The sequence below is a fragment of the Ilumatobacter sp. genome (assembly GCF_041688325.1).
Classification (GTDB): domain Bacteria; phylum Actinomycetota; class Acidimicrobiia; order Acidimicrobiales; family Ilumatobacteraceae; genus Ilumatobacter_A.
In genome coordinates this window covers 1-18,382 of sequence record NZ_JBDNIJ010000100.1, presented here as the reverse complement: position 1 = coordinate 18,382, position 18,382 = coordinate 1, and the positions used below count along the sequence as shown (strand labels likewise).

18 protein-coding genes are annotated in these 18,382 nt (G+C 63.6%); 7 read left to right on the top strand and 11 right to left on the bottom strand.

Going from position 1 to position 18,382, the window contains the following annotated elements; genetic code table 11:
* The first annotated feature begins 249 nt into the window (after positions 1-249).
* Positions 250-1,683: a DUF1996 domain-containing protein gene (locus ACH2EI_RS06675; protein WP_395159509.1), complete on the top strand. Its 1,434-nt coding sequence runs from the start codon at positions 250-252 to the stop codon at positions 1,681-1,683.
* A gap of 36 nt (positions 1,684-1,719) precedes the next feature.
* On the opposite strand, the gene ACH2EI_RS06670 is transcribed toward ACH2EI_RS06675, so the two are convergent.
* Positions 1,720-2,118 carry a gamma-glutamylcyclotransferase gene (locus ACH2EI_RS06670; RefSeq protein ID WP_395152413.1) on the bottom strand — a complete coding sequence of 133 codons (399 nt, stop codon included), beginning with the start codon at positions 2,116-2,118 and terminating at the stop codon, positions 1,720-1,722.
* A 16-nt stretch (positions 2,119-2,134) separates the two neighbouring features.
* Between ACH2EI_RS06670 and ACH2EI_RS06665 the strand changes: the two genes are divergently transcribed.
* A complete protein-coding gene (locus tag ACH2EI_RS06665) occupies positions 2,135-3,544 on the top strand; it encodes an NAD(P)/FAD-dependent oxidoreductase (protein WP_395152412.1) in 1,410 nt (469 codons plus the stop codon).
* 149 nt (positions 3,545-3,693) lie between these two features.
* Here the strand turns inward: ACH2EI_RS06665 and ACH2EI_RS06660 are convergent, their stop codons facing one another.
* On the bottom strand, positions 3,694-5,565 hold the full coding sequence (locus ACH2EI_RS06660; protein ID WP_395152411.1) for a cation:proton antiporter: 1,872 nt from the start codon (positions 5,563-5,565) through the stop codon (positions 3,694-3,696).
* A 151-nt stretch (positions 5,566-5,716) separates the two neighbouring features.
* Between ACH2EI_RS06660 and ACH2EI_RS06655 the strand changes: the two genes are divergently transcribed.
* Entirely contained in the window at positions 5,717-6,973 is a 1,257-nt protein-coding gene (locus tag ACH2EI_RS06655; protein WP_395152410.1) for an alpha/beta fold hydrolase, read from the top strand.
* 348 nt (positions 6,974-7,321) lie between these two features.
* Here the strand turns inward: ACH2EI_RS06655 and ACH2EI_RS06650 are convergent, their stop codons facing one another.
* Positions 7,322-8,245 carry a YihY/virulence factor BrkB family protein gene (locus tag ACH2EI_RS06650; RefSeq protein ID WP_395152409.1) on the bottom strand — a complete coding sequence of 308 codons (924 nt, stop codon included), beginning with the start codon at positions 8,243-8,245 and terminating at the stop codon, positions 7,322-7,324.
* On the bottom strand, positions 8,220-8,933 hold the full coding sequence (locus ACH2EI_RS06645) for a uracil-DNA glycosylase (protein WP_395152408.1): 714 nt from the start codon (positions 8,931-8,933) through the stop codon (positions 8,220-8,222). The genes ACH2EI_RS06650 and ACH2EI_RS06645 overlap by 26 nt, the downstream gene beginning before the upstream one ends.
* A gap of 20 nt (positions 8,934-8,953) precedes the next feature.
* Here ACH2EI_RS06645 and ACH2EI_RS06640 point away from each other — a divergent pair, with 20 nt between their 5' ends.
* Entirely contained in the window at positions 8,954-9,946 is a 993-nt protein-coding gene (locus ACH2EI_RS06640) for a 1-aminocyclopropane-1-carboxylate deaminase/D-cysteine desulfhydrase (protein WP_395152407.1), read from the top strand.
* 10 nt (positions 9,947-9,956) lie between these two features.
* Here ACH2EI_RS06640 and ACH2EI_RS06635 read toward each other — a convergent pair whose 3' ends face one another.
* Entirely contained in the window at positions 9,957-10,562 is a 606-nt protein-coding gene (locus ACH2EI_RS06635) for a glycerol-3-phosphate acyltransferase (RefSeq protein ID WP_395152406.1), read from the bottom strand.
* A gap of 88 nt (positions 10,563-10,650) precedes the next feature.
* Between ACH2EI_RS06635 and ACH2EI_RS06630 the strand changes: the two genes are divergently transcribed.
* A complete protein-coding gene (locus ACH2EI_RS06630; RefSeq protein WP_395152405.1) occupies positions 10,651-12,591 on the top strand; it encodes a HelD family protein in 1,941 nt (646 codons plus the stop codon).
* 9 nt (positions 12,592-12,600) lie between these two features.
* Positions 12,601-13,224: an MSMEG_1061 family FMN-dependent PPOX-type flavoprotein gene (locus ACH2EI_RS06625; protein ID WP_395152404.1), complete on the top strand. Its 624-nt coding sequence runs from the start codon at positions 12,601-12,603 to the stop codon at positions 13,222-13,224.
* Between the two features lie 65 nt (positions 13,225-13,289).
* On the opposite strand, the gene mftC is transcribed toward ACH2EI_RS06625, so the two are convergent.
* The 3 genes from mftC to mftA are packed head-to-tail and all read right to left on the bottom strand — an operon-like array spanning position 13,290 to position 14,838.
* Positions 13,290-14,429 (bottom strand): mycofactocin radical SAM maturase, encoded by a 1,140-nt coding sequence (gene mftC, locus ACH2EI_RS06620; protein ID WP_395152403.1) that lies wholly within the window; start codon positions 14,427-14,429, stop codon positions 13,290-13,292.
* A complete protein-coding gene (gene mftB, locus ACH2EI_RS06615; RefSeq protein ID WP_395152402.1) occupies positions 14,426-14,689 on the bottom strand; it encodes a mycofactocin biosynthesis chaperone MftB in 264 nt (87 codons plus the stop codon). The genes mftC and mftB overlap by 4 nt, the downstream gene beginning before the upstream one ends.
* 23 nt (positions 14,690-14,712) lie before the next feature.
* Entirely contained in the window at positions 14,713-14,838 is a 126-nt protein-coding gene (gene mftA, locus ACH2EI_RS06610) for a mycofactocin precursor MftA (protein ID WP_395152401.1), read from the bottom strand.
* A 103-nt stretch (positions 14,839-14,941) separates the two neighbouring features.
* Between mftA and ACH2EI_RS06605 the strand changes: the two genes are divergently transcribed.
* Complete coding sequence (locus ACH2EI_RS06605; protein ID WP_395152400.1) at positions 14,942-15,673, top strand: MOSC domain-containing protein; 732 nt, start codon at positions 14,942-14,944, stop codon at positions 15,671-15,673.
* 6 nt (positions 15,674-15,679) lie between these two features.
* Here ACH2EI_RS06605 and ACH2EI_RS06600 read toward each other — a convergent pair whose 3' ends face one another.
* The 3 genes from ACH2EI_RS06600 to ACH2EI_RS06590 all read right to left on the bottom strand — a co-directional run.
* The gene (locus tag ACH2EI_RS06600) at positions 15,680-17,296 is read right to left on the bottom strand and encodes a hypothetical protein (RefSeq protein ID WP_395159507.1); all 1,617 of its coding nucleotides are present in this window, start codon (positions 17,294-17,296) and stop codon (positions 15,680-15,682) included.
* A 5-nt stretch (positions 17,297-17,301) separates the two neighbouring features.
* Positions 17,302-18,102, bottom strand: a complete 801-nt coding sequence (locus ACH2EI_RS06595) for an ABC transporter ATP-binding protein (RefSeq protein WP_395152398.1) — start codon at positions 18,100-18,102, stop codon at positions 17,302-17,304.
* Between the two features lie 36 nt (positions 18,103-18,138).
* A partial coding sequence (locus ACH2EI_RS06590) for an HNH endonuclease signature motif containing protein (protein WP_395152397.1) occupies positions 18,139-18,382 on the bottom strand: 244 nt, incomplete at its 5' end.

The following is an 18,382-nucleotide window of genomic DNA, read 5'->3' as shown; positions in this document are numbered from 1 at the left end:
GGCGGCAAGGTCTGTCTGTACACCTCGGCAGCAACCCACATCATTGTTGACGTCAACGGCTACTACGCAGGCTGACGTTCGACGATTCTTACCGTTTCATCGCTGGTCACTTAAGGAGTCCCGACATCGTGAGGACTCAACGTCCACGGAGGAAGCGTCACGATCATCCGAACCAGCCGACCAAGAAGCACACCGGTACACCAAACGAGTGGTCTGCGATATCGGCAAGCCAGCGGGCTGCTCGGAGTGATGGTGCTTGCCGTCACCGCAACAGCATGTGGCCAGAGCGAAAGTGCATTGGTCGCGACCGATTCGGTCGAGGCCGTCGGCAACACGCCAACCGCCGCAGCGATCGAGATCTCCACCTGGCCAGATGCGACGACAATCGATCGGTTCGCCTCGTTCGCATTCGCCGATGACCCCGCCGAGTGCCGTGTCGATGGCGATGCTTTCGAAGCGTGCACGTCGCCGGTCTTCTTTGCCGACGTGGGCGAAGGAGCGCACACGTTCGATGTCCGACCAGCGGGGAGCAGCCAGGTCGGTGCCGAGACGTCATACGCCTGGGAAGTGCTGAATCTCTGGGACAACCCGACCGATGATCTGATCGCAGCAACAAAGCAGCCTGATGCTGCGGCACCGAACAGTTGGCGAGGCATCTTGCGGATCAACTGCGACTTCTCCCACAGCAGCTACGACGACCCAATTGTGTTCCCAGGCGAGGAGGGTGCAGCGCACTTGCACCGCTTCTACGGCAACACCGAGGTCGACTTCGACACGACCCTGAGTTCGCTCTACACCGAGGGCGTGTCAACCTGCCAGGGCAACGAGCTCAATCTGTCCTCGTACTGGGTGCCTGCACTGCTGTCGCCCGACCCTGACTCGACTGACGGTTGGGCGCCGGTGCCAGCGGTTGTCGGCAACAACGATGAGGCTCACGAGGTCTTCTACTACTCCGCTGGCGTCGACGATCTGCAGTCGATTCAACCGATCCCTGCAGGGTTGCGCATGATCGCGGGCGATGCCACGGCCACCCCCGACGACCCCCAGGACACGAGCATTGTCCGTTGGCACTGCCAGAGCTGGGAGTCGAACGACGCAACGAACCCAACCTTCAGCGCGACGATCCCCGAATGCGAAGCGCCGGACCGCGCCCGTATGGACATCTTCTTTCCGAGCTGCTGGAACGGTGTCGACCTTGACTCAGAGGACCGCAAGAGCCACATGGCGTACCCGATCAAAGACGACAGCGGGACCGTGGTCTGCCCCGACTCCCATCCCGTGCCGATCGTGCGACCGAGCTATCACTACGCATTCGGCGTGCTGCCCGATGTGTTTGACCCCGCGACGCGAGCCAGCACAGGATGGCGCCTCTCCGCTGATTCCTACACGGTGGACGGCGACAACCCGGGCGGCGCAGCGTTGCATGCCGACTGGTTCAACGGCTGGCACCCATCGGTGATGGAAGCGATTCTCGAGACCTGCATTCAAGGTCGGCTCGACTGTCACGATGGCAACCTCGGTAACGGCTTTCGACTCTCCGACGTGTTCGAAGGTGTGCAGAACGATCCCGAGGTCATCAGCGACGGACTCGGCGCAATGGGCGATCACGCCGACATGGTGGGAAGCATCAGCGCAAGTGCGACGGTCAGTGAAGAAGCACACCGCGTCGACCAACCAGACTGATTGGGTACAAGTAGACGCAAGCGGTCCAGGCGTTCGTCAGCGCTCGAACCAGTTGCCGCTTTCGATCGGCGTCAGTTCGAGCCCACCGCCGTACTGGTAGGCCCACGCACGCACGCCTTTGGCAGTGGTGATCGCGATGCGGCGGTAATCGCCGCCGACCGTTCCTTCTTCAGCATCGAGCACCTCGAGGCATTGGCTGATCGATGATTCGAGCAGCGCGTATGCCCGCCCGATGACCGCGCTGCTACTCGTGCTGTCGAACTGTGCGCCGGGATATCCAAGGCCGGTGTCGAACACCTGCCCAGGCGTAGTGTCGGCCCAGCCCTCGTCGACAACGAAGGGCTCGAGGAAGTGCCAGCGGACGTCGCCCGGCTGCAGAGTTCCGTACACAAAAAGATGAGAGAGCGGCGGAGTTCCGCTGTTTCCAGTCGACACGTTGAGAGAATGACACATGGCTCTACACGGATGGTCACCTGAGACGGCATTGTCTGGCGCGCGTCCCGAGGTGTTCTGGACCGATCGCCCGGATGCCCCAGATGGCGCGCAGCGGTTGAGCGGGAAGATCGACGCCGACCTCGTCATCGTTGGCGGCGGATTCACCGGGCTGTGGGCGGCGATCCACGCCCTGACCGCAACACCTGGCCGCCGAGTGGTGATTGTCGAAGCGGGTTCTGTGGGCTGCGGAGCGAGCACGCGTAACGGCGGAATGCTCGACGCATCGATCGCGCATGGCGCCGAGAATGCCCACCGGCACTGGCCCGACGAGCTCGACTCGATCGTCCGCCTCGGCGACCAGAACTTCGCCGAACTCCAACAGTGCCTCATCGACCATCACATCGATGCCGACTACCGCTCGGTCGATTGGCTCGACGTCGCCACTGAGGAATGGCAACTTGAGGACCTCGCTGCAGGGATCCCCGTGCTCATCGGCACCGGTGACAGCGTCCGAATGCTTGACGCTGATGAGACACGTGCCCGAATCAACTCGCCGCTCTATATCGGTGCACTGCTTTCAGAGGGCTACGGCGGGCTCGTCGATCCGGCCAAGTTCGTGTGGGGCCTGACCCGACTCGTTCTCGACCTCGGTGGTCTCATTTTCGAACAGAGCCCTGTCGTCGACATCGACGAGCTCGATGGGCGGCTCAGCGTGTTGACCGAGACGGGCTCGGTGCGTGCCGATCGCGTGATTGTCGCGACGAATGCGTATCCCAGTCCGGTGCGTGCGAGCCGCCGACGGATCATCCCGGTCTACGACCATGTCCTGATGACCGAGCCGCTGAGCGATGAGCAGCAGGCGTCGATCGGGTGGAGCCGTTGGGAAGGAATCGACGAAGCTGCGAACCAGTTTCACTACACGCGGCGCACCGCTGACGGTCGCATTCTGTGGGGCGGCTACGACGCCACCTACCATTTCAACAGCAACGTCGACGCACGGCACGAGCAGAGCACACAAACTCACGGGGCACTTGCCGAGCAGTTCTTCTCGACGTTCCCGCAGCTCGAGGGCCTCAACTTCACCCACCGCTGGGGTGGCCCGATCGGCACCACGTCGCGCTTCACCTGTGCGTGGGGGCAGCGGTTTGACAACCGGCTTGCCTGGGTTGGCGGTTACACCGGCCTGGGTGTCGCCGCGAGCCGCTTCGGTGCGCAGGTCGCCCTCGACCTCGTGGACGGTGTTGAAACCGAGCGAACCGAACTCGAGATGGTCCGGTCGAAACCGTTCCCGTTCCCGCCCGAACCGCTGCGGTCAGCTGTCGTCGGCATCACGAAGAAATCGATTCAACGCGCCGATGATCGGCAGGGCCGAGAGAACGTCTGGCTCAAGTTCCTCGGCCGACTCGGCATCGGCTTCGATACCTGAGCATAAGCCGGGCCAAGTTTTGTGTGAGCTATTGAGGGCAACGACGCCGCTATCGCTCACACAGAAATGGGGGACGAGTTTTGTGTGAGGAGAAGTGGGCAACGACGCCGCTATCGCTCACACAAAATGGGGTGGACCGAGCGCGGCGGTTATCCGGGAGTTGAGTCTTCGACGGGCTCGACGCGCTCCGCTGCTGCGTTGTCGAGTTCGCGCTGGAACGACGGAGCGGCCATGCCGATCACGATGCCCTCGCCGGGGAGCGCATCGTTGCGGCACAAGAACGCCATCTGTGCGTCGATCACGCGGATCAACGGTAGGAAGAGGTCGTCATCGACGGCGCTGTCTAGGTGCAGGCCGGCCTCGGCGCTCCGTGCTTTCCAGCCTTGGCGCGCCCGTTCATCGATCGTCGAATAGGTCACGCCGTTGATGCCGATTTGACGGCCGAGATACTCGGACGGAACACCGGTTTCGCCCGAGTGCTGCTTGCTCGGTGACAGCTGGAATACCTCTCGGCGGCCGAACTCGCGGGCGAATCGGGCGGTGGCCAGCGCGTTGACCTCGTCGTTTGACGTGAAGGCCATGAGCCGGCCGATGCCCCGAAGGTCGAGGTTGTGCGCGGCATCTTCTGCAAGCACATTCAACCGACGTGCAGTGAGCCCACTCGAGATCGACCGGGTGACGTTGTATGGGTCGGTGTCGACGAGGAGTGACTTGATGCCATGTTCCTTCAACTGCAGGGCGATGCCTCGCGAGGTGGCGTGAGCGCCGGCGATCAGGACGCCAGTGGCTTGCGCCTCGGCCAGCCCGAGCAAGCGCGCCGCCGGGCCGGAGAAGAAGCCGTAGACGACGATCGTTCCGATGATGACGAGGAACACGATCGGCACGATCTTGTCGGCATCGGCGATGCCCTCTGCTTCCATGCGGATCGCGAAGATGGCCGACACTGCAGCGGCCACGATGCCGCGCGGTGCCATCGCCATCAGAAACACCCGCTCGCGCCACGTCAGCGACGTACGGACCGTGGACACCAGCACCGTGAGCGGGCGAGCCACCAGCACTAAGACGGCGAGGAAGCCGAGTGCGGGCAGCAAGACGTCGCGTAGTGCATCGGCTTCGATTCGGGCCGCTAAGAGGATGAACAGCGCAGAGATCAGCAGCGTTCGGAGGCTCTCACTGAATTCGAGAACGTGTCGTACGGTTGACGTGTCGCGTCTGGCCAGATACATGCCGAGCACGGTGACCGTCAGCAGCCCCGATTCTTCCTGGACTTCGTTTGCCGCGACGAACGTGGCCACGACGAAAGCGAAGGTGACCGGAACAATGAGTTGATCAGGGATGAGGAATCGGCGGAGCGCTTCGTCGAGGACGAATGCGGCAAGCAGGCCAATGCCAGCGCCCGCAACGATCGTGAGCGCCAGAATGCCCGCCACCTTGATGATCGCCTCGTTCGCGCCGTCGAGCAACACAATTTCGAAGGCCAGCAGTGCAGCGGTGGCGCCGATCGGATCGATCAGCACGCCCTCGGCACGGAGGATCGGGCCGGTCGTTCCGGCGGGGCGGACGAAGCGCAGGAGCGGACCGACCACGGTCGGGCCGGTGACGACAAGTACGGCACCGAGCACGATTGCAGCCTGGTTCGAGATGCCGAAGATCTCGCGAGACGCGTACCATCCGATCAGGAAGCTGATCACCGCGCCGACGGTGATCAACCGGCGGACGACGATGCCGGTGTTGCGCAACTCGCGTGGGGGAAGGTCGAGGCCGCCTTCGAAGAGGATCAGGGCTACCGAGAGCGACACGAGCGGGAAGAGCTGGCCGCCGAGCAATTCATCTGGGTCGATGATGCCGGTGACTGGACCGAGCAGCAGGCCAGCAAGCAGCAAGGCGATGATCGACGGAATCTGGGTTCGCCAGGCGATCCACTGAGCTGCCATGCCGGTACCGACGATGATTGCGAGCGTCGGCCCGATCGTCGATTCACCTGCCGCAAACAGGCCGGAGGTGGCAAATGCAACGATCATCGGCGCTGGCCGCCGGGTGTGAGAGCCACCATCTGGCGAGATAGTAGCGGCGATCCTTCCGACGTGTTGTCTTCGACCAGGCGAATCGCCAGGTGAATGGCCTGCTGGATACGGGTGAACGGTGGGCCCCGGTGAGCGTTAGGTTCGCGACGTGACCGCACGAATCGAACGAATCAGTTTCCCCGGCAGTCAAGACGCTGAACTCGCCGCCCGAATCGACTTGCCCGCTGGGCCGCCTCGAGCTTTTGCCCTCTTCGCCCACTGCTTTACCTGCGGCAAAGACATCAAGGCGGCATCGCGGATCGCTACCGCACTGACCGACGCCGGGTTCGGTGTACTCCGGTTCGACTTCACTGGGCTTGGTCACAGCGAGGGCGAGTTCGCCAACACGAACTTCACGTCGAACACCGACGACGTTCTGGCAGCGGTCGACTGGCTGCGTACCGAGCATCGGGCCCCGCAACTCTTGATCGGGCACTCACTCGGCGGAGCGGCGGTGCTCGCCGTTGCAGGTGAGATCCCTGAGGTCCGGGCTGTCGCAACCATCGGGGCCCCGTCGGATGCCGCTCACGTCACTGGCATCTTCCAGTCGTCGGTCGAAGAGATCGAAGCGTCGGGGCAGGCCGAGGTGCAACTTGCTGGTCGGCCGTTCACCATCCGCAAACAGTTCCTCGACGATCTACTGAATCACGTCGTTGTGGAGCGTGTCGCAACTTCCAAGAAGGCACTACTCGTACTGCACTCGCCGATCGACAACACGGTTGGGATCGACAACGCCGGCGAGATTTTCGACGCAGCCAAACACCCGAAGAGCTACGTCTCGCTCGACGGTGCTGACCACTTGCTGACGAACGCAAGCGACGCGGCCTTCGCCGCATCGATGATCGCCGGGTTCGCCAACCGCTATGTCGACGACGAGAGCGGTGCCCTCGATGCACCAAAGGCATCAGCGCCGGTGGTTGTTGCCGAGACCACGCAGGGCCCGTTCCTCAACCATGTCGTGGTCGGTCAACACCGGCTGCTTGCCGACGAGCCGACCTCGATTGGTGGCTTCGACGCTGGCCCCGCCCCGTACGACTTTCTTGGCGCCGCTCTCGGTGCCTGCACCTCGATGACACTGCGGATGTACGCCAACCGCAAGAAGCTTCCTGTCGATCGGATCACCGTCGAGGTCTCCCACGGCAAGGTCCACGCCGACGACTGCTTCGAGTGTGCTGAAAACGATGCGGTGTTCTCGGGCATCGCCGACGGACGCACCAACATGATCGACCGGTTCGAACGCGTCATCACCATCGACGGCGACGATCTCACCGATGGGGATCGGGACAAGCTGCTCGCCATCGCCGACAAGTGCCCCGTCCATCGGACCCTCGAGAACGCCAGCGTCATCGCAACCAGCCTGGCCTGAGCATGGTGAGTGAATCCACCTGCGATGTAGCGATCGTCGGTGCAGGCGGCCTCGCGCTCGGCCAGCCACGTTGAGCCGAACCGTTCATGTCGCCGCCGGGTGTTGAGCGCCTGACTGCTTATCAAATGTTTGGTCACGAGGCCTTTCGAGACGCGTCGTTGGACGGTCGGTTGTACCGGACATCGACCGAAACAGCCAGCACGTCCCCGGGCCACATCGAAGGTGCACTCGAAGTAGCTGAGCAAACAGGCGGCCAGATCAGCTGCCAGCTGACAAGAAGGACTCCATGACTCGAACTCAACCGGCCGACGTCGGAGCTCATCACCGAAGTCGACGGCTACCTGATGATCACCTGACGGCGAGATCGAAGTCGGGGCCAAGATCGTGTGCGTTGTGTGCATCGGGTGGGCCCTTGCGCAGCCGGACGATTGCAGCGTTCAGCTCGGCTGCCATGAGTAAGGCGATGGCAATGAAGCTCAGCCAGGTGACCAAACCGATCACGACGAAGAACGTCTGGTAGGCGCTCGCGACGCCCTCCGTCGATCGCTGCACGATGGCCGGCCCGAGCCGCTGCAGGATGGCGAAGATTACGCCGGCCATGATCGCCCCGGGCCAGACGTCACCCCACGATGGGCTTGCCGAGGTGAGGAACCGGAACATCGCAGCCATCACCACGATGTTGATCGCGACCGTGCCGAAGAAGATCAGGACCTGGCTGATCGCTGGAAGTCCGAGGGCGCTCGCCACCGACGTAAGTGCCACGTTGCCGACCTGTGCCCCTCCGAGGATCAAGATGCCGGCGATGGCCTTTCCGCGCTGCGGCACGAACCCTGCACGATCGTCGATGCCGATCTCCCAGGTGTCATCGAGCGCGCCCTGCAGCCCGACGAATGCCTTGGTGGAGGACCAAACTGCACTTGCCAGACCGATGACGAGACCGATGACGGATCCGTTCAGCGATCGCGGGTCGTTCCGGAGGGTTTCGCCGAGGATCGGGATTCTGTCGGCCGCTCCGTCAACGAGCCGTTTTTGCAGGGCGTCATTGTCCTCGAGCACGAAACCGAGGATTGTCGTTGCGGCGAGCATCAGGGGAAAGATCGAAAGGAATGTGAAGAACGCCAGAACCCATGCGTTACGGCCGGATAGATGTCGGCTCCATCCGTGCAGGGTCTCCACCGTGATGTCGACGAATCGGTGTTTCTGTCGGATCTTCGTCACCCTGTTGCTGGTCTGCCACGCCATTTCGTCAGTCTGCCCCGCAAGGTTCGTCATCGACTGAATCCTCAACCGAATCAGTGGAGAGATCCCAGTCGATTGGCTCACGACCGGCGTCGATCAACGCCTCGTTGGTGCGGCTGAACGGCTTGCTTCCGAAAAATCCGTTGTGCGCGCTGAGTGGTGAGGGGTGCGGCGACTCGATCACGGTGTGCCGCGACCGGTCGATGAACTTCGTCTTGCTCCGAGCCCCGTTGCCCCACAGCACGAAGACCACGGGGTCCTTCTTGTCGTTGACCACCTGGATCACTGCGTCGGTGAACTGCTCCCACCCCTGCTTCTGGTGCGAATTGGCCTGTCCGGCCCGGACAGTCAGCCGCGTGTTGAGGAGCAGAACACCTTGGCGTGCCCAGCCCTCGAGGTTGCCGTGGGGCGGGATCGGCAGGTCGAGGTCAGCGTGGAGTTCCTTGTACATGTTCCGCAACGACGGCGGTGTTCGGACACCATGCCGGACCGAGAACGCAAGGCCGTTGGCCTGGTCAGGGCCGTGATACGGGTCCTGTCCGAGCACCATCACTTTCGTGTCGGCGTACGACGTCAGGCGCAGCGCCGCGAACACGTCGTCAGGGAGTGGATACACCGAGTGCACTTTGCGCTCAGCGGCGACGAACCTCTGCAGGTCTGCCCAGTAGGGCTTCTCGAATTCAGCGCGCAGCAGCGGGTTCCAATCGGTGGTCATCAACATCTGTGCCTAGCATGGAAGCCATGTTCGATCACCTCCAGCGAGCAACGCTCGCCACTACGCCGACACCTTTGGAGCAGGGCCCAGTGATCGGCGGGGGAGCGCGGCTGTGGGTTAAACGGGACGATCTGACCGGGCTCGGTGGGGGCGGCAACAAGGCTCGCAAGCTCGATTTCCTGTGCGGTGATGCACTTGCCGTCGGCTCTCGGGCGCTGATCACGGTCGGTGCAGCACAGTCGAATCACTGCCGGATGACTGCTGCTGCGGGTGCCCGGCTCGGCATGGAAGTCCATCTGGTCCTCTCTGGGGACGAACCGGACGTAGCGACCGGAAACCAGCTGCTGTCGATGCTGTTCGGTGCCCAGCTGCACTTCACCGGTACGGCGCAGAGCCATTGGGGCGAACTTGAGATCGCACGTGAATTACTCACTGGCGAGCTGAGTGGCGCTGGCCTGGCGCCTTATTCGATCCCGATCGGCGGCAGCACCGCAGTCGGAGCGCTCGGTTATGCAGCAGCATTCATCGAGTTACTCGACCAGTTCGACGCATCGGGTATCGAGCCGTCGACTGTTGTCTTCACGTCGTCGAGCGGCGGCACACACGCGGGCCTCCTCGCTGGCCGCGCCGCGGCAGCTGCCGCGGGCCGGGCCGTTCCTGGCATCGTCGCCATCGGCGTCGCCAAGGGAGTGAACATCGGCTTGCCCGACATTGCCAACCTGGCGAATCAGACGCTCGATCTCATGGGGCTCACCGCTGTGCGCATCGACCCCGTCGACGTGGAAGTCGACACGCGCTGGATTGGTGACGACTACGCGGTGCCGACCACAGCTGGCGATAACGCGGTCCGCTGGGCGGCGGCAAACGGTGGCTGGCTGTGCGATCGCACCTACTCGGGCAAGGGCCTGTCTGGTGCCCTTGGCCTCGCTGAGGAAGGCCGATTTGCTGACGAGGACATTGTGTTCATTCACACAGGCGGCTGGCCGGCGCTGTTCTCCGCCGGTGGCGTTCCCGCCTGACACAATGAGCTCAGCTGCGGAGGCCCGGCTCTTCGCGTCGGATCAACCGACCGAAATTTCGCCAGTGCTTCACGAGGATGAGGCCGCACAGGCCCGCCATCGCCCCGAACTCCCAGGCTGGACGGCCGGTCAGCACGAGGCCGATCGGTACGGAGCCCACGGTCAGGATCGAGCCGAGAGCGGCCTTGCCGGTCATCTTGCTGAGCAGCCACCACACGATCGGCGCAGCGATTCCGATAATTGGTTGCAGCACGATCAAGGCGCCTGATCCGCAGGCCACTCCCTTGCCGCCCTTGAAGCCGCGAGTGGCCGGGAACATATGGCCGAGCGCAGCCGCAACCCCGCAGACGTAGCCGAGCGGCCGGCCCGTGCCTGCCCAGTCGAAGCCCATCCCCAAGCCGAGGCCAGTGGCAAGGCCGGCCTTGAGCGAATCGAGCACGTAGACCCACACGCCCTTCCTCCAACCGAGTGCCCGCGTGACGTTCGAAGCGCCAGGATTGCCCGATCCGACGGTGGAAATGTCGATGCCGTTGGAGCGAGCAACCATGATCGCACTCGGGAAAGTGCCGAGCGCATACGACAAGAAAATAAGCAGCACCGCCAACACGGGTGGCATCCTCGCACGTTGTCGACTGCGCCCAACCAACGTGTGAGTGAAACTTCATGGGTCGGGCCATCTGCCGGGGACTACCCTCGTCTGCCCTGTGAGCGTCAACCTCTTCCCCGACCTCGATAACGAGCGCTCCAGGTTGGCCTTTGCACGCCAATCGCGTGATCGGATGATCGAACGGCTGTCGGCCGTCGACCCCAACAGTGCTGCCGATGCGATCACGAAGGAGTACATCGAGGTCACTGTCGCTGTGGCGATCGAAGACCTCAAGGGGCCCGGTTCTGGCGATTTCTTCGGTCGGATCGATCAGGATGACGACAAGTGGTACGTCGGTCGCCGCCACATCGAAGACGATGCGCATGACCCCGTCGTCGTCGACTGGCGTGCTCCGATCGCCGCCCCCTTCTATCGAGCGACGGCGATCGACCCGCTCGGGATCGATTTCCGCCGCCGCTTCACCCTCAACGACGGCGACCTGATCGCCTATCTCGACGAGCAACTCGACGATCCCGAATCTGGCGATGTCGCCGGTGGGATTCCTGACCCGGTCCTCGCCGAAATTGGCGCCGAACGCAGCGGTGAGATGCGTGAGATCGTTGCGACGATCCAAGGTGAGCAGGACGTGGTCATTCGTTCTGACATCGACCAGGTGCTGATTGTCCAGGGGGGTCCGGGCACCGGCAAGACCGCGGTAGCGCTGCACCGCGCGGCCTACCTCCTCTTCGAACATCGCGCTCGCCTCGCACGCGACGGTGTCCTCGTCGTCGGGCCGAACAAAGCCTTCCTCGACTACATCGGCAACGTGCTGCCGTCGCTTGGCGAGCGCCGCGTCCGTCAGGCGACCGTCGACGAACTATGTATTCCCCGCGTCGAGATCACCGGTATCGACGAGTCCGACCTCGCCCGCTGGAAGGGTTCAGCCGAGCGACTCAGCGAACTCGAAGCGGCTGCCCTCGCTGCGATCGTTCCGCCTGATGACGATCTTGTTGTGCCGATTGGCGCTCGCAACCACATGTTCACGTCCGACGAGATTGCCGGCTGGCTCCAGGTCGCCAAGGGTGGCATCAGCCCGATCAACGAACGGCGTGTCCGTGTCACCGCGCTTGCGAAGCGTGAGTTGCTCCGGCGTACCGGTGATGACGGTGCCTGGTCGAAAGCCGGGCCGTTGAAGACAGCGATCAACAAGGCCTGGCCGATGCAGAAGCCCGCGAAGCTCGTCGACAACCTGCTGCCGGGCCCAAGGGGTAAGAAGCGCGCCTGGACCCGGGCCGACCAACTCCTCATCGACGAGGCCAACTCACTGCTGAACGGCTCGCCGTTTACCTACGGTCATGTGGTGGTCGACGAAGCACAAGACCACTCGGCCGTCGCCCTGCGCGTGATCGGGCGTCGTAGCCCGTCGTCATCGATGACGCTGGTCGGCGACGTCGCCCAGTCGACGACGCCTGCCGGTCAAGAGCGGTGGAGCGAAGTGTTTGGCCACCTCGGGCCCGCCGGCTCGAACGGCATCGTTGTTGACCTGACCATTGGCTACCGCGTCCCCGAACCAATCCTGCGCATCGCCAACCGCCTGCTTCCCCTTACTGGCGTCGATGCCACCGAGAGCCGCAGTGTTCGAATCGCCGGTGAGCCACCGAGCTGGGTTCGCTGCCCGTCAGACCAGCTCGCCGCAACAGTCGCGGCATCAACAGCAACCATGAAGTCGCGTCACAAGCTGACTGGCATCGTGGCGCCGGCAGCGCTCCACGAGTCGATCATCGCAGCACTCTCCGAGCACAATCTTGTCGGCACTGACCACGTGCACAACCTCGAACGAGCCGAGGTGCCGGTCTTCACGGCCGAGGCCGTCAAGGGCCTCGAATTCGACGGGGTCATCGTCGTGAACCCGCACGAAATCCTGCACGAAAACGGCGACGAGCCAACACCACGCGGCGCACGCCTGCTCTACGTTGCGATCACTCGCGCCGTGCAGCAGGTTGAGTTCGTCACCGACGCAGCCCCGCCCGCAGTGATCGCGCCCGACCGTTCCGCCTAGTCTCAGAGGATGCAGATCACCGACCGCATCACCGACCGGGCCGGCCTCCGCGAGCTGTATCGAGAACCAAATGAGCTCGTCGCGAACAAGGCGTTTAATGTGATTGATGAGAGGTCGGCGGCGTACATCGATCGTTGTCCGTTCATCGTCATCTCGACCTCCAACGGCGGCGATTCCATGGACGCGTCGCCGCGCGGTGGGCCACCAGGGTTCCTGCAACGGCTCGACGATCGCCACATCGCGATCCCCGACCTGAACGGGAACAACCGGCTCGACACGCTCGAGAACATCGTTGCCCATCCGTTCGTCGGACTGCTGTTGGTCATGCCAGGTAAAGATGAAACAGTCCGGATCAACGGGCCCGCAACGGTGACCACCGACGCAGCGATTCTTGATGGCTTCACCGTCGAACTACGCCGACCGAAGGCAGCAATCGTGGTCGAAGTCGCCGAGCTGTACAGCCACTGCGCCAAGTCGTTCCGCCGAGGCAAGGTCTGGCAGCCAGAGTCGTGGGCTGACCTCGCCGACACACCCGACTTGGCCGAAATTATCGGTACCCAGTTCAACATGGAGAGCGACGGGCTGCGCACAGCGCTCGAGGGCTCCTACGCCACCGATCTCGCCGCCGACTGACCGACCATCACCGTTTGCGTCGAAGTTTCCGCGGACCGATCCACGGAAAGCTCGACACAAACGAGCTAGCGGCGTCCGATGGTGACCGGAACGCGGCTCGGCTTGGAGTGGTCCATCATCGGCTTCGGCACCTGCACCGACGACGCTGCCAGTAGCGCGGCTTCGCCGTGGCCCTTGACGCATTCGGGGTCGGGGCCGTCGAGCGGGAGGCCGGTGAAGAACTTGGCGGCCATGCAGCCGCCCTGGCATGCGTCAAACTCGCCGCAGGCAGAGCAGGCGCCAGCCGACTGCGGTTCACGCAGTTCGGTGAACAGATCGCTCTGCTTCCACACCTGGCTGAAGCCACCCTCGTCGCGGACTGAGCCGGCCTTGAACTCATCGTGGATAACAAATGGACAGGCGTAGACGTCGCCGATTGGATCGATCAGGCACACCACGCGGCCTGCACCACACATGTTGAGGCCCGGCAGGGGTCCCGTTCCGCTTTCTGGGCCGAGCGCGTTGAGGTGGAAGAACGAGTCGCCGGTCAGGACGTTCTCGCCGTTGAGGACCAACCAGTCGTAGATCTGACGCTGCTGCGCCTGCGTGGGGTGCAGGTCGTGCCAGCTGTCGGCGCCACGGCCCGACGGGCGCAGGCGGGTGATGCGAAGCTGGGCGCCGTACTCGTCGGCGAGCGCCTTGAACTCGTCGAGCTGATCGACGTTGTAGCGAGTAACGACCACGGAGATCTTGAACTCACCGAAGCCTGCCTCGCGTAGATGGTTCATCGCCCGGATTGCAGTGTCGTAGGAGCCCTCACCGCGGACGGCGTCGTTGGTGACTGCATCGGTGCCGTCGAGGCTGATCTGGATATCGAGGTAGTCCATTGCCGTCAGGCGCTTGGCCTTTTCGGCGTCGATGAACGCTCCGTTCGTTGAGAACTTGACGCCGATACCTCGGCCGATCGAGTACTCGAGCAGCTCGAAGAAGTCGCGGCGGATCATTGGCTCGCCGCCCCCCATGTTGATGTAGAAGACCTGCAGGTCGTGCAGTTCGTCGAGAACGGCTTTGGCCTCGTCGGTCGTCAACTCACGTGGGTCACGACGACCCGACGATGAGAGACAGTGCACGCATTCGAGGTTGCAGGCGTAGGTCAACTCCCACGTGAGACAGATAGGAGCGTCGAGGCCACTCTTGAGTTGTTCGACGAGTTGGGACTTGCTCATTGGAGCATCTCCGATGCATGGAGGTTGGCGAGTGCACGCTCGAACGACGGCCAACGGGCTGCGTCGATTTCACACTCGGAGAGTTTCTCGGCAGTGGTGCCGGTGCCGTCGAGGGCTTGGACAAGCCGCACGACGTCAGGGTGCTTCAGGAAGACCAGCTTGCGGTTGCCGTAGTGGTACGCGAGCGCGCCGAACGGTTCCGGGCGGAGTGCGACCTGCGGATGCAGCGTCAGTCGCTGCTCGAGCAGGGAGTCGGTCATGTTGGTCGAGTCCGCTACGGGGCTCAGTAAACGCCGCACATGCCGTCGATGGAGATCTCCTCGACGAGCAGTTCTTCTTCGACGAGCTCGACTGCCGGCGCATCGGCGGTTGGTGCGTTCTTGGCGACAGTCGTCGTGGGTTCGTTCATTTTGTCACTTTACCGACCAGGCAGCCGCAGAGCGAACGCGTGGTGCGAATCCCCCAGACCATCTCGGCCGCCCGGCCGGCAGCCCTGTGCCAGGCTGGGGCCCATGAACGTGACTGAATTGTGGCGCTATCCGGTGAAGTCGATGGGTGGGGAGCAACTCGAGAGCACCCGTGTCGGCGAACTCGGGATTGCGGGGGATCGAGGATGGGGCGTCTTCGATGTGGCGACCGGCACCGTCCTCACGGCGCGCCGTTCTCCGCAGCTGCTCTTCGCTTCGGCCCGAGTGGTCGATGGCGACGTCGTGATCGATGTCCCGGAGATCGGCGAAGTTGCATCAGGCGAAGCTTCGGTGACGCTGTCCCGCTGGCTTGGCCAAGAGGTCGAACTCCGGGCCGCTGGCGATGTCGGGGGCACGTATGAAGTCCCGCTCGATTTCGAACGTGATGCCGACTGGGTGTCGTGGACGGGCCCTGCGGGTGCGTGGCACGACTCCAAGTGGAGCCGCGTGTCCTTGGTGTCGACCGGGACGCTCGGCGACTGGGACCTGCGCCGTTTCCGCACCAACATTGTTGTCAGCGGGTCGGGTGAGGACGACTTCATTGGTCACCATCTACAGATTGGTCCAGCGGGTTCTGGCGTCGAACTCGCCGTGTCCAAACAGATCGATCGCTGCGTGATGGTCGCCCGTCCGCAGCCAGGCCTCGGCCGTGACATCGAACTGCTGAAGACGATCAATCGTGACCGCGCAACGTTTTTGTCGATCGGATCGCTGGTTGCCACGCCAGGGAGCATGACCATCGGCGACGATGTCACGCTGCTTCCCGTCGACAGCTGACTTCGGTCAACGAGCCGGGATGACGGCGGCGTAGATCTCTGGCTCGCGCTTGCGCCAGTAGCGAGTCGCGAAGCGGATCCCCAGCCGGTACACGCCGTAACCGGCCCCGAGCGTGGCGAATGCGAACACTGTCACCAGTGCGAGCGAGCCGCGATCGAGCGCCCAGAGCAGCGCGAGCGCAACCGGCAGCGTCACGACGGCCAGTGCAAGGACGACCCCGGCGAGGATGAAGCCAGCCAGGCAACCTTTCCCCGAGTCGCCACTGGCGAGTGGATTGTCGCCTTCGGGGATGGCGATTGGTACGAGCGCCGACTGGACAATTGCCCCGCCGGTTCCGCCGAACAGCCCACCGATTCCGACGAGCAAGCCGGCCAGGAAATAGCGCCATTCGTCGGTGAGCGCCGCAGCGATGACTGGCCCGATGAATGCGATGGGCGACGCAACGATCGCGACCGAACGGGCCTTGCCCCGGACCAGCACAGCGGGGTCGACGCCTGTCAACAATTCGTTACTCATCGCCGGTCCGTCGGAGCCGAAGCTGTTGCCTGCCATGAAGAGCACAGCCAGCTGTACCGCTCCGCCAACGAGTACGGCACCCGCACCGGCGCCGTCGCGCAGAAGGGTTGGCACAAGTATGACGGCCAGACCAATGCCCGCTCCGGTGAAGGTCTCCAATGCGGTTCGGGGTGTCCGCACGCGAGTGAGTATGCCTCGCCATGCAACGGCGCCGGTCGGCCCGGTGCCACACATGCGGCGCGCCAGATGGCGGATCGGTTGGCGACGCGTCGGGCCGGACCTCTGCGAGCCGACGTTGGTCTGCTGGACCGACACGAGCAGCGCACTGGTGGTCCACACGAACACTGCGGCGAGTGGAATGAGCCAGATCGAACCGATCACCACGTGCCCGATTGCCATCAATGGCTCGGTCGACGCCTTCGCAAGGCCCTGACCGAGCTGGCCCGGCGGTGAGTACTGGAGAATGTCGGTCACCGTCCGCTGCTGGTTGGCATCGAGTCCGCCGATCAATCGCGGCAGAAACTGAAATCCGCCGTAGAACAGCAGGCTGAACACTCCGACGGTGATCTGACCGGATCGGGGGAAGCGGGTGGCGAAGAGACCGAGTGCATTGATCGTCGAGCGCGAGACGAGCAGGATCGTGGCGAGAAACGAGAGCGTTGCGATCGCGACGATCGGAGCGGCCATCACGCCGCTCAGGGCGCCCACAAACAGCCCCAGCCCGATGAGTCCGCCCGAGATGCCGGGTGGGCCGACCGCCGTTCCCGCCAGCAACCCGAGTGCCAGCTGGCGCTCCGTGAGCGGCTCGGTGGCAAGGACTCGCGGATCGATTGGCTGGCTGATTCCGGCGATCACGCCGATCGCTACGACCGAAACGACGATGACGGTGCAGGCGATCACGAACAGGACGTCGGGTTGGCTTGACCTCTGGCCGCCGACAGCAAGCCCGACGCCACCCGCAACCCCGACGAGCACCGAGGCGAGTAGCCCGACGGTCGCCGTCCACTTCTGTGTGCCGCTGGATCGCAACGCGCCCCGCAGCGCTCGCCAACGCAACCTGACGAATTCCTGGACGACTGTCGATGTGCTGATCGATTGCCCAGACACCGGTGTCATTCGGTGAGCCAGTTGAGCGCTCCGGCATCGATGTCGCTGGCGCCGACGACGTCGATGAACGCGTCTTCGAGCCGGCGGCCGTTCCGCAGCTCATCAATTGGGCCCGATGCGACGAGGCGCCCGTGAGCGATGACGCCAACGTGATCACAGACTCGTTCGACGATGTCCATCACGTGTGTCGACAGCACCACCGTGCCGCCGCCGGCACGGAATCGGTCGAGCATCGTTCGCATCGCACGTGTTGCGACAGGATCGACGCCTTCGAATGGCTCGTCGAGCATGATCAGCCGCGGCCTGGGCAGGATGGCCGCGGCCAGTGCTGTCTTTTTGCGCATCCCGTGGCTGTAGCCAACGATCGGCCGACTGGCGTCGTCGATCAGGTCGAGGACGGTGAACAACTCGGTCGATCGGGCGCGGACTGTGTCGGTGTCGAGGCCGCGCAGTGTGCCGATCGTCTCGACAAACTCCCAGGCGGTCAGCCGATCGAAGAGCTGGAGCGGGTCGAGCATCACTCCCATCGAACGGCGAGTGGCCATCACATCGGATGCCACGAGGGTGCCGCACACTTCGATCGAGCCCGCATCGGGTCGGACGAGGCCAACGACTGACCGCATGGTCGTCGACTTGCCGCTTCCATTCGGCCCGACCAGGCCGTAGCAAGCGCCCTGCGGCACTTCGAACGTCAGCCCGTCGAGGGCCTGTTTCGTTCCGAACGCCTTGGTCAGCCCGATGATGCGTAGAGGCGATGGCTGCGGTGTCGCGACGCGGCCGGCAAGCGAGGGCGGCGGAAATTCCACATGCACAGTGTGCCGCGCCGAGTGGCCAGCCCGCGGTCAGACCGGCGGGTTGAAGAGCGGAGCTACCGGGTGCTCGTTGAGGGGTTGAGCCGGTGGCAGGGTGAGGCCGATCTGGGGCGGTCGCATTTGGTGGGTTTGGCCGTGGGGATCTTGGAGTGTGAAGTGGCCGCCCCCGAGGGGCTTGATACTCCAGTGCTGTTCGTGCAACAGGTGGTGATGAAACCAGCACAGCAAAACGAGGTTGGTTTGATCGGTTGATCCGCCGTCGGCCCAGTGTTTG

What these genes read in the sequence shown, in the direction of transcription:
- ACH2EI_RS06675 (WP_395159509.1), top strand. Translation starts at nt 250, where the DNA reads ATGGTGCTTGCCGTCACCGCAACAGCATGTGGCCAGAGCGAAAGTGCA.
- ACH2EI_RS06665 (WP_395152412.1), top strand. Translation starts at nt 2,135, where the DNA reads ATGGCTCTACACGGATGGTCACCTGAGACGGCATTGTCTGGCGCGCGT.
- ACH2EI_RS06660 (WP_395152411.1), bottom strand. Translation starts at nt 5,565, where the DNA reads ATGATCGTTGCATTTGCCACCTCCGGCCTGTTTGCGGCAGGTGAATCG.
- ACH2EI_RS06650 (WP_395152409.1), bottom strand. Translation starts at nt 8,245, where the DNA reads ATGACGAACCTTGCGGGGCAGACTGACGAAATGGCGTGGCAGACCAGC.
- ACH2EI_RS06645 (WP_395152408.1), bottom strand. Translation starts at nt 8,933, where the DNA reads ATGTTGATGACCACCGATTGGAACCCGCTGCTGCGCGCTGAATTCGAG.
- ACH2EI_RS06640 (WP_395152407.1), top strand. Translation starts at nt 8,954, where the DNA reads ATGTTCGATCACCTCCAGCGAGCAACGCTCGCCACTACGCCGACACCT.
- ACH2EI_RS06635 (WP_395152406.1), bottom strand. Translation starts at nt 10,562, where the DNA reads ATGCCACCCGTGTTGGCGGTGCTGCTTATTTTCTTGTCGTATGCGCTC.
- ACH2EI_RS06625 (WP_395152404.1), top strand. Translation starts at nt 12,601, where the DNA reads ATGCAGATCACCGACCGCATCACCGACCGGGCCGGCCTCCGCGAGCTG.
- mftC (WP_395152403.1), bottom strand. Translation starts at nt 14,429, where the DNA reads ATGAGCAAGTCCCAACTCGTCGAACAACTCAAGAGTGGCCTCGACGCT.
- mftB (WP_395152402.1), bottom strand. Translation starts at nt 14,689, where the DNA reads ATGACCGACTCCCTGCTCGAGCAGCGACTGACGCTGCATCCGCAGGTC.
- mftA (WP_395152401.1), bottom strand. Translation starts at nt 14,838, where the DNA reads ATGAACGAACCCACGACGACTGTCGCCAAGAACGCACCAACCGCCGAT.
- ACH2EI_RS06605 (WP_395152400.1), top strand. Translation starts at nt 14,942, where the DNA reads ATGAACGTGACTGAATTGTGGCGCTATCCGGTGAAGTCGATGGGTGGG.